Origin of the sequence: Micromonospora sp. S4605, assembly GCF_003176715.1 — a bacterium.
Taxonomy (GTDB): domain Bacteria; phylum Actinomycetota; class Actinomycetes; order Mycobacteriales; family Micromonosporaceae; genus Micromonospora; species Micromonospora echinaurantiaca.
This window is the reverse complement of the sequence record NZ_QGSW01000350.1, coordinates 1-9,375: the sequence shown is the minus strand read 5'-3', so window position 1 is coordinate 9,375 and position 9,375 is coordinate 1. Positions and strand designations below refer to the sequence as shown.

The window sequence follows — 9,375 nt, the reverse complement described above, 5'->3', positions numbered from 1 at the left end:
GCCCGGTCCGCACGGTCCGCCCAGCCCGCCCGGTCCGCACGGTCCGCCCAGCCCGGTCGGCACGCCGGGCCGGGCCCGATCGCCGCCGCGGGGCGGCTCGTCCCGCCGCTCATCGGGCCGGAGCCAGCCGGGCCAGCAGGTCGGACACCAGGTCGGGGGTGACCGTGAGCTGCCCGATCTGCGGCAACTGCCCGGCCAGGTCCCGGACCGTCAGGGCCCGCAGCACCTCCGGCGGCAGTTCGGCGTATGCGGCCAGCTTCGCCGCCTCCGCCTCGGCCTCGGCGTGCCCGATCGCGCGCATCCCGTCGGCCCGGGCGGCGGCCAGCGTCCGCTCCTTCTCCGCCTCGGCGCCGGCCAGCACCCGGGCCCGCTCGGCGGCCGCCGCGTTGGCGACCTTCTCCCGCTCGGCCTTGCCCTGCGCGGCGGCGAGTTCGGCGGCGGCGTCCAGTTCGACCCGCCGCCGGGAGTTCGCGCCGTGCTGCTCGACCAGCTGCTGCTCCCGCCGGGCCAGCTCGATCTTGTTCTGCAGCTCGTTCTCGGCGATCGAGCGTTCCTGCTCGACCGCCTGGGCGCGCCGGGCGTAGGTGGCCCGGTCGGCCTCGACCTGCACCGCCTCCCGGGTCGGCGTCTGCAACGCGCGCTCCAGCTCCGGCTCGGGTCGGATGGCCACCACCCGGGCACTGACCACCGCCACGCCGACGTCGGCGAGCCGGGGCTCGTCGGCCAGGGCCGCCGAGACCGCCTCCCGCACCGGCGCGATGGTGGTGAGCGCCTCGGCCAGCGGCACCCGGGCCAGCAGGTCGAGCGCGGGCTGCTGGGCCAGCTCGGCGAGGAGGGTGGCCACCTGGTCGAGCGGGCGGGACCGGGCCCGGCCGGTGCGCGGGTCGACCGAGAAGTCGAGCCGGGCGGCGGCGAGCGCCGGGTCGGCCACCCGGTAGGTCACCGTGGCCTGCACGGTGATGTCGGCGAAGTCGCCGGTGCGGGCGTGGAAGAGCAGCGGCAGCTCCCGGTCGTCCACCGGCACCTCGCTGAGCACCGCCCGCAGCGGCCGGTACCAGAAGGAGAGCCCGGTGCCCTCCCGGCGCACCCGCCCGCCCACCTGCCACCGCACCCAGCTGGTCGGCGTCCCGCGCAGGTGGCGCAGGTGCAACCGCCTCGTCACATCGGCCATCGTCCCCACCTCTCTATCTTTTTCGTCGTTACGACGATAAACGCTCTGCTAGATTCTCGTCAAGGTGGTGATAAAGATGGCCGAGTACCCGCCCTTCGCGGTGACCGTCGACCTGGTGGTGCTCACCGTCCGGGCCGACGAGCTGAACGTGCTGCTGGTCCGGCGCGGGATCGAGCCGTACCGGGGGCGCTGGGCGCTGCCCGGCGGCTTCGTCCACGTCGACGAGGACCTACCGGCGGCCGCCGTCCGCGAGCTGACCGAGGAGACCGGCCTCGCGGAGCCCGCCGGGCACCTGGAGCAGCTCGGCACGTACGGCCGGCCGGACCGGGACCCGCGCGGCCGGGTGGTCACGGTGGCCTGGCTGGCGCTCCTGCCCGATCTCGGTAGCCCGGTCGCCGGCACCGACGCGGCCTCGGCGGACTGGCTTCCGGTCGCCCGGCTGACCCCCGGGCAGCTCGCCTTCGACCACGACCGGATCCTCGCCGACGGGGTGGAGCGAGCCCGGGCGAAGCTGGAGTACACCCCGCTGGCCTCGGCGTTCTGCCCGCCCGAGTTCACCGTGGCGCAACTGCGGGCGGTCTACGAGACGGTCTGGGGCACCCGGCTGGACCCACGCAACTTCCACCGCAAGGTGACCGGCACGCCGGGGTTCGTGGAGCCGGTGGGCCGCTCCACCGAGGGCGAACGGGGCCGGCCGGCACAGCTGTTCCGGCGCGGCGCCGCCACCCTGCTGCACCCGCCGATGCTGCGGCCGTCCTGAATGGAGGTGCGTTTCGGCGCGGGCGCGGGCTCGGCGCACCGATCCGGAATGACGGTGGCGACCGAGGCGGCCCCGGGTCGCGCGCCGGCTCAGCGGAGGGTGGCGAAGACGACGCCCGCGATCAGCCCGCCGAGCCCGCCACCGGCCAGCACCTGGGCCACCGTGTGGTCACCCAGCCGCACCCGGGACCAGCCGACCAGGGCGAGCAGCGGCGCGGTGACCAGCAGCCGGGCGCCGAACGTCAGCACCAGCACCACCACCGTGCCGGCGGCCACCGCCGCGTGGATGGACAGCTTCCACCAGTGGCTCACGCCCACCGCGACCACCAGGCCGAGCACCCCGGCGGCGGCCAACGCCAGCACCGGGCGGGGCGCGCCGAGCGCCGCGAGCAGGGCCAGCCCGGCGGCCACCGAGCAGAGGCCGAAGAGCAGCGGAACCCGTCGCTGCTCGCGGACGCCCACGTGGTGGTCGGTGAGCCGGCCCCGGCGCACCCCGCCGAGGATGTACGCGAACGGGATGCCGCTGACGAAGAGCGTGGCGAGCAGCCCCCAGGCCAGGCCGCGCCCGGCCTCCTGGCTGCTGTGCCAGCCGATGACGATGGTCAGCACGCTGACCAGCACCGCGGGCGCGGTCACCTCGGTGACGATCCGGGCCAGCCGCGCACCTGGGTCGGGCCGGTCGGCGTCGGCCGGCGGGACCTCCCGACTCACCTGCCGGTGGCCGGCACCGTACCCGTCGCCGGGGTCGGCGAGGTCCGCGGTGCGGGGACCGGAGCGGCCGGCTCGGTGACCGGCGGACCGGTCCGCGGCGACGGTGTGCGCCCCGCGCCCGGAGCCGGCGCGCCGGCCGGACGCGGTGCCGGTACCGGCGAACCGGTGGACGTCGGAGCGGGCCCGCCGGCGCTGGTCGGGGTGACCACCTCGGGGGTCGGCGTCGCCCCGGTGGTGCCGTCGGGGGACGGGGTCGCGTCGTCCGGCGACGCGGGCGGGCTACCGGTCGGGCTGGGCGGCACGGTGGTGCTGGTCTCCGGTGAGGGCGACGGGGACGGCGACGGGGACGGCGAGTTGCCGCCGCCCGGCGAGCCGGTGGGCGACGGTGACGGCGAGGGAGAGGGTGCCGGCCGGGGCGGTGGGGCCGTCGTACCGCCGGAGGGTCGCGGACGCGCGGGCGGCGGAGTCCGGGCCGGTGCCGGGTCGGCCGCGAACCCGGCCGGACCGGGTGGTCGGCGCGCGGCCGGCCGCCACGGTGTCGTGGTCGCCGGGCCGGCGGACGGCGTGGCGGGCGGGGTGACCGCCGGCTGGCTGGTCACCGGCAGCGGGATCACCACCGGCCCCACCGACGGCGTCGGGATGAACGGGGTGCTGGTGTCCGGCAGCGCGGTGCTGCCGACGGTGGCCGACCCGGTGCTGATCGCGGCCAGGATCGGCATCGACGCGGTGCCGGCCAGCAGGGCGACGGTGAACAGGTAGCCCCGCGACGGGGCCGCCGAGCCCGCCGCGCGGTGCGCACCGACCACCCGACGGTAGCCGCCGGCCGAATGGTGCCGGCCGAGCAGCGGAGCGTCTGGTCCCTCAGCTGGCTCGGACACCGCACACTCCTCGTCGTCGTTCGGTCCACCGGAGAGACCGGACGGGTCGCGCCCACCCGGGAAGCGGCAAACCACCCGATCGGTGGCGATCCGCCCGGACCAGGGTCGCCCAGTGACGGTCCGTCAGCCAACCCGTTACCGCGTGTCGCCACGCGTATCTGGCCGAACGGTGACGAACCATCGCCGGATCGGTCGGGCGGCGATCGATGCGACACCGGGCGATCTGTGTAACGAACTGGGCGGCCACCGGGGTGCGGGGCGGGCGTACTGTGGGCCGCCTCACCCTTGATGCGAATATGGACCACGACGGCAACGCTGCCGCGACCTCCGCGCACCCTCGCGGCAGGCGCGGCGCGGCGCCGGCGCTCCCCGAACCGGGTTCGGCCTGAATCCGGCTCACGCCGCGCGGCAACCCCCACCGGGGCTAGGCGCGGCCGCCAGGAACCGGTCCGGCACCAGCCGGACAGGCGCACGAGTTGCGCGGCCGGGTGACCCCCCGGTGCCGACGCAGACATGACAGGGAGAGACGGATGGCAAAGGGCGACCCCGGGGTCACCACCCGCGGCCGGCGGGCCGCACCCCGGTCGAAGAAGGCCGGGGCCGGCAAGGCCGGCGACCCGGAACTGGTGCAGCTGCTCACCCCCGAGGGCGAGCGGATCGAGAGCGTGACCGGGCCGGACGGCACCGAGTACCGCGTCGACTTCACCGACGAGGAGTACCGCGGCCTCTACCGGGACCTGGTGCTGGTACGCAAGCTGGACGCCGAGGCCACCGCCCTGCAGCGGCAGGGTGAGCTGGGCATCTGGGCGAGCCTGCTGGGTCAGGAGGCGGCTCAGGTCGGCTCCGGCCGGGCGCTGCGTACGCAGGACATGGCCTTCCCGACCTACCGCGAGCACGGCGTGCTCTACTGCCGGGGCATCGACCCGATCATGCCGCTCGGCCTGTTCCGCGGCGTCGACCAGGGCGGCTGGGATCCGAACGAGTTCAAGTTCAACATGTACACGATCGTGATCGGGGCGCAGACCCTGCACGCGACCGGGTACGCCATGGGCATCGCCATGGACGGCAAGACCGGCACCGACGACGGCGAGGCGGTCATCGCCTACTTCGGCGACGGCGCCACCAGCCAGGGCGACGTGAACGAGGCGTTCGTCTGGGCCGGCGTGTTCAACGCGCCGATGGTCTTCTTCTGCCAGAACAACCAGTACGCGATCTCCGAGCCGCTGGAGCGGCAGACCCGGATCCCGCTCTACCAGCGGGCCGCCGGCTTCGGCTTCCCGGGCATCCGGGTGGACGGCAACGACGTGCTGGCCACCTACGCGGTCACCCGGCACGCGCTGGACAACGCCCGGCACGGGCAGGGCCCGAGCCTGATCGAGGCGTACACCTACCGGATGGGCGCGCACACCACCTCCGACGACCCGACCCGGTACCGGATCGCCAGCGAGGTCGAGGCCTGGCAGGCCAAGGACCCGATCGCCCGGATGAAGGCGTTCCTGACCAAGCAGCAGCTGGCCGACGCGGACTTCTTCGCCGAGGTCGACGAGCAGGCCCGCCGCGAGTCGGTGCACCTGCGCGAGCGGGTGCTGGCCATGCCCAACCCGGAGCCGACCACCCTGTTCGACCACGTCTACCCCAACGGGTCGCCGCTGATCGACCAGCAGCGTGAGCAGTTCAGCAGGTACCTGGAGTCGTTCGAGGGGAGCGCGCACTGATGGCCACGGAGACGCTCACCCTCGGCAAGGCCCTCAACGTCGGCCTGCGCCGCGCCCTGGAGAACGACCCGAAGGTCGTCATCATGGGCGAGGACGTCGGCAAGCTCGGCGGCGTCTTCCGGATCACCGACGGGCTGCAGAAGGACTTCGGCGACCAGCGGGTGATCGACACCCCGCTCGCCGAGTCCGGCATCATCGGCACCGCGATCGGCCTCGCCATCCGCGGCTACCGGCCGGTCTGCGAGATCCAGTTCGACGGCTTCGTCTACCCGGCGTACGACCAGATCGTGTCGCAGGTGGCGAAGATGCACTACCGCTCGCGCGGCAAGCTGAAGATCCCGATGGTGATCCGGATCCCGTTCGGCGGCGGCATCGGCGCGGTGGAGCACCACTCGGAGTCGCCCGAGGCGTACTTCGCGCACACCGCCGGTCTGAAGGTCGTCTCCTGCGCCAACCCGCAGGACGCGTACGTGATGATCCAGCAGGCCATCGCCTCCGACGACCCGATCATCTTCCTGGAGCCGAAGCGGCGCTACTGGGAGAAGGGTCCGGTGGAGGTGGACGCGCCGCTGGCCGACGCGTACCCGCTGCACGCCGCCCGGGTCGCCCGGCCGGGCACCGACGTCACCCTGCTCGCGTACGGGCCGATGGTGCGGACCTGCCTGGACGCGGCGACCGCCGCCGCCGAGGACGGCCGGGAGCTGGAGGTCATCGACCTGCGCACGCTCTCCCCGCTGGACCTCGGCGTGGTGTACGAGTCGGTGAAGCGCACCGGTCGGGCCGTGGTGGTGCACGAGGCGCCGTCCAACGTCGGCCTCGGCGCGGAGCTCGCGGCCCGGATCACCGAGGAGTGCTTCTACTCCCTGGAGTCCCCGGTGCTGCGGGTGACCGGCTTCGACACCCCCTACCCGGCCGCCCGGGTGGAGGAGGAGTACCTGCCCGACCTCGACCGGGTGCTCGACGCCGTCGACCGCACCTACGGCTGGTGATCGGCATGTCCCGGATCAAGGAGTTCAACCTGCCCGACCTGGGCGAGGGTCTCACCGAGGGCGAGATCCTCAGCTGGCTGGTCGCGGAGGGCGACACCATCGAGCTGAACCAGCCCATCGTCGAGGTGGAGACGGCCAAGGCGGCCGTCGAGATCCCGGCGAAGTGGGCCGGCCGGGTGCAGGCGATCTTCCACCCGGAGGGCACCACGGTGGAGGTCGGCACCCCGATCATCGCGATCGACACCGACCCGGGCGCCGGGCCGGTGGAGACGCCGTCCAGCAGCGCCGGCGGCGACGACCTGCCCACCCCGTCGGCGGCCTCGCTGGCCGCGGTCGAGGTGGCGCCCGCCGAGGGCATGGTCGAGCCGGGCCTGATCGGCGGTCCCGCCCCGGGCGGCCGTACCGCCGTGCTGGTCGGCTACGGCCCGCGTACCACCGCGGCGAAGCGCCGCCCGCGCAAGGGTGACGTCCCGGCGCAGGCCCGGCCGGCCGCGGCCGCCGCGGCGCCGGCGGCACCGGCCGTGGTCCCGCCGGCCACGGTCCCGCCGGTCGAGGCCGCCCCGGCCGCCGGCCGCAACGGCCACCCTGGCCCGGGTGGGCTGGTGCTGGCCAAGCCGCCGGTGCGCAAGCTCGCCAAGGACCTGGGCGTCGACCTCGCCACGCTGACCGGCTCGGGCCCGCTGGGCTCGATCACCCGGGAGGACGTGCAGCGGGCGGCGGCCGGCGCCACGGCGGCGGCCGAGCCGGTCACGGCGACGCGGCCGGCCACCGCGGCCCCGAGCTTCGGCGCGGACCGCGAGCAGCGCATCCCGGTCAAGGGGGTACGCAAGCTCACCGCCGAGAACATGGTCCGGTCGGCGTTCACCGCGCCGCACGTGACCGAGTTCCTGACCGTCGACATGACCCGGGCGATGAAGGCCCTGGACCGGCTGCGCGACCGGCGGGAGTGGCGGGACGTACGCGTCTCCCCGCTGCTGCTGGTGGCCAAGGCGGTGCTGCTGGCGGTCAAGCGGCACCCGATGGTGAACTCCACCTGGTCGGGCGACGAGATCGTCGTCAAGGAGTACGTCAACCTGGGCATCGCGGCGGCCACCGAACGCGGGCTGATCGTCCCGAACATCAAGGACGCCGGCCGGCTGTCGCTGCGGGAGCTGGCGGACGCGCTGACCGACCTGGTGCAGACGGCGAAGGCCGGCCGCACCTCGCCGGCCGACATGTCCGGCGGCACCCTGACCATCACCAACGTCGGGGTGTTCGGGGTGGACACCGGCACGCCGATCCTGCCGCCGGGTGAGTCGGCGATCCTGGCCTTCGGCGCGGTCCGCGAGATGCCCTGGGTGCACAAGGGCAAGGTCCGCCCGCGCCAGGTCACCACGCTGGGGCTCTCCTTCGACCACCGGATCATCGACGGCGAGCTGGGCTCGAAGTTCCTGCGCGACATCGGGGACTTCCTCAGCGACCCGGAGGCGGCGCTGCTCGCCTGGACCTGACGGCTCGACACCCGGCAACGGCCGGTGTGCCAGGGGTGAACGCCCGGCACACCGGCCGTTGCCGTTGGAGGACGAGAAACGTCGGTGAGATGACCTCCTCACCTTTGATTGTTCGGCGAGTGTCCGAGCTCACCTAATAATCGATGGAAGTTGGCGGCGTTCTGCTGTTCAATAGAGACATCGACGGGCTGACAACCGAATAGCCAGGAGGAGACACCACCATGAGCATGATCGAGCGAATCCGGAACCGCCGCGACGCCAACCGCCGCGCCCGTGCCATCGAGCACGCGCTGCGCTCGGCCAACTCGCCCGCGGTCCGCGACGAGATCCTCGCCATCGCCCAGCGTCACATGAGCTGAGGCTCCACAACTTTCCTCACCTCCTCCAGATCGACGACCCGCCCGGTCCACCCGGGCGGGTCGTCGGCGTTTCACAGCCCTCGGCACCGGGATTCCACCTCGCCGCAGCGCCCGGTACGGTGGGGCTCGGTCGTCGCCCGCCGACCCGGACCGGGTCGGGCCGATAGAAGCTGCTCGACACCATCCGGCGACGCGGAGTGACGACCGAGTGCTCCCCGGGCGCCCCCGGGCCGCCACCGGATACGGTGCGGGGAGCCGGCACGGCCGGTACCGCCGGCGACGCCGGCAGCCCTGCCGAGCAGACCGATCGGCACCGGCGGCCGACATGTGATGGAGGAGGCGCACGCATGACGTCCGAGGGCCCGCACCACCCCGGCCAGCAGCCGGACGAGGTGTCGCCGGGCGCCGGCGGACCGGCGCCGTACGGCGACCGGCCGGCGCAGCAGCAGCACACCGGCTACGGCGTGACCACGCCCGATCTGGGCTGGGCACCACCGCCCCCCGCGCAGCCGGGTCCACCCGCACCGGCCTGGGCCGCGTCCCAGGACCAGCCGCCGCACCGGGCCGCCCAGCCGCCGCAGCCGGGCGAGCCCGGCGCCTGGAGCCCACCCGGCGACGCGCAGCCCGCCTGGCTCGCCCAGGGTGAGCAGCCCGGCCAGCAGCCGTGGGCCGCCGGCGGATCCGCCGAGCAGCCCGGCTGGGCGCCGGGCGAGCAGTCGGCCCCGGCCTGGGCGCAGCAGCCCGCCGCCCGGGGCGCCGCCCAGGTGCCGTCCGCCGCCCCCGACGCCTGGCCCGCGCAGAACGGCGGCAGCCAGGACCCGGCGCAGTCCGGCGGCTGGCACAACGACCCGGCCCCGCAGGGCGAGCAGCCCCGCCAGCCCGACTGGGCCGCCGCGCCGCAGCAGGACGACCCGGCCCGCTCCGGCGGCTGGGCCGGCGCGCAGCAGGACGAGCAGCCCGGTTGGGCGCCGGCCGAGCCGCCCGCCGCCCGGGGTGCCGCCCAGGTGCCGCAGGCCGCGCCGGCCTGGGGCGGCCAGCAGGAGCCGGTCGCCTCGGGTGGCTGGCACGACGAGCGCCCGGAGCAGTCCGGCGGTTGGACCGCCGGGCAGCAGGACGACCAGCCCCGCCAGCCCGACTGGGCCGCCGCGCCGCAGCAGGACGACCCGGCCCGCTCGGGCGGCTGGGCCGGCGCCGGCCAGGACGACCAGCCGCGGCAGCCGGGCTGGGCCGCGTCGGAGGACCGGTCCCCGGGCGGCTGGGAGGCGCCCGCCGAGCAGCGCCCCGGCGGGAGCCTCCCAGCCTG

Annotated in this window: 8 protein-coding genes and 1 pseudogene; 7 read left to right on the top strand and 2 right to left on the bottom strand. The window is 75.1% G+C overall.

The window, feature by feature from the left end:
• Nucleotides 1-109: 109 nt before the first annotated feature.
• On the bottom strand, nt 110-1,171 hold the full coding sequence (locus tag DLJ47_RS29980) for an SPFH domain-containing protein (protein WP_109905021.1): 1,062 nt from the start codon (nt 1,169-1,171) through the stop codon (nt 110-112).
• Nucleotides 1,172-1,247: 76 nt separating this feature from the next.
• Between DLJ47_RS29980 and DLJ47_RS29975 the strand changes: the two genes are divergently transcribed.
• Nucleotides 1,248-1,931, top strand: a complete 684-nt coding sequence (locus DLJ47_RS29975) for an NUDIX hydrolase (RefSeq protein WP_109905019.1) — start codon at nt 1,248-1,250, stop codon at nt 1,929-1,931.
• 89 nt (nt 1,932-2,020) lie between these two features.
• On the opposite strand, the gene DLJ47_RS29970 is transcribed toward DLJ47_RS29975, so the two are convergent.
• Entirely contained in the window at nt 2,021-2,641 is a 621-nt protein-coding gene (locus DLJ47_RS29970) for a phosphatase PAP2 family protein (RefSeq protein ID WP_233258088.1), read from the bottom strand.
• 165 nt (nt 2,642-2,806) lie between these two features.
• Here DLJ47_RS29970 and DLJ47_RS29965 point away from each other — a divergent pair, with 165 nt between their 5' ends.
• From DLJ47_RS29965 to DLJ47_RS29945, 6 genes and pseudogenes are all read left to right on the top strand, one after another.
• The gene (locus tag DLJ47_RS29965; protein ID WP_146228225.1) at nt 2,807-3,400 is read left to right on the top strand and encodes a hypothetical protein; all 594 of its coding nucleotides are present in this window, start codon (nt 2,807-2,809) and stop codon (nt 3,398-3,400) included.
• A gap of 649 nt (nt 3,401-4,049) precedes the next feature.
• Nucleotides 4,050-5,234, top strand: coding sequence for a pyruvate dehydrogenase (acetyl-transferring) E1 component subunit alpha (gene pdhA, locus DLJ47_RS29960; RefSeq protein WP_109905015.1), 1,185 nt, complete (start codon nt 4,050-4,052; stop codon nt 5,232-5,234).
• A complete protein-coding gene (locus tag DLJ47_RS29955) occupies nt 5,234-6,223 on the top strand; it encodes an alpha-ketoacid dehydrogenase subunit beta (protein ID WP_109905013.1) in 990 nt (329 codons plus the stop codon). Before pdhA ends, DLJ47_RS29955 begins: the two co-directional genes overlap by 1 nt.
• A gap of 5 nt (nt 6,224-6,228) precedes the next feature.
• Complete coding sequence (locus DLJ47_RS29950; RefSeq protein ID WP_109905023.1) at nt 6,229-7,713, top strand: dihydrolipoamide acetyltransferase family protein; 1,485 nt, start codon at nt 6,229-6,231, stop codon at nt 7,711-7,713.
• 221 nt (nt 7,714-7,934) lie between these two features.
• Nucleotides 7,935-8,072 carry a hypothetical protein gene (locus tag DLJ47_RS36450; protein WP_167180486.1) on the top strand — a complete coding sequence of 46 codons (138 nt, stop codon included), beginning with the start codon at nt 7,935-7,937 and terminating at the stop codon, nt 8,070-8,072.
• Between the two features lie 347 nt (nt 8,073-8,419).
• A pseudogene (locus DLJ47_RS29945) lies at nt 8,420-9,375 on the top strand (hypothetical protein); the annotation flags it as partial.

Coding starts and splice junctions, on each gene's coding strand:
- DLJ47_RS29980 (WP_109905021.1), bottom strand. CDS start 1,171: ATGGCCGATGTGACGAGGCGGTTGCACCTGCGCCACCTGCGCGGGACG.
- DLJ47_RS29975 (WP_109905019.1), top strand. CDS start 1,248: ATGGCCGAGTACCCGCCCTTCGCGGTGACCGTCGACCTGGTGGTGCTC.
- pdhA (WP_109905015.1), top strand. CDS start 4,050: ATGGCAAAGGGCGACCCCGGGGTCACCACCCGCGGCCGGCGGGCCGCA.
- DLJ47_RS29955 (WP_109905013.1), top strand. CDS start 5,234: ATGGCCACGGAGACGCTCACCCTCGGCAAGGCCCTCAACGTCGGCCTG.
- DLJ47_RS29950 (WP_109905023.1), top strand. CDS start 6,229: ATGTCCCGGATCAAGGAGTTCAACCTGCCCGACCTGGGCGAGGGTCTC.
- DLJ47_RS36450 (WP_167180486.1), top strand. CDS start 7,935: ATGAGCATGATCGAGCGAATCCGGAACCGCCGCGACGCCAACCGCCGC.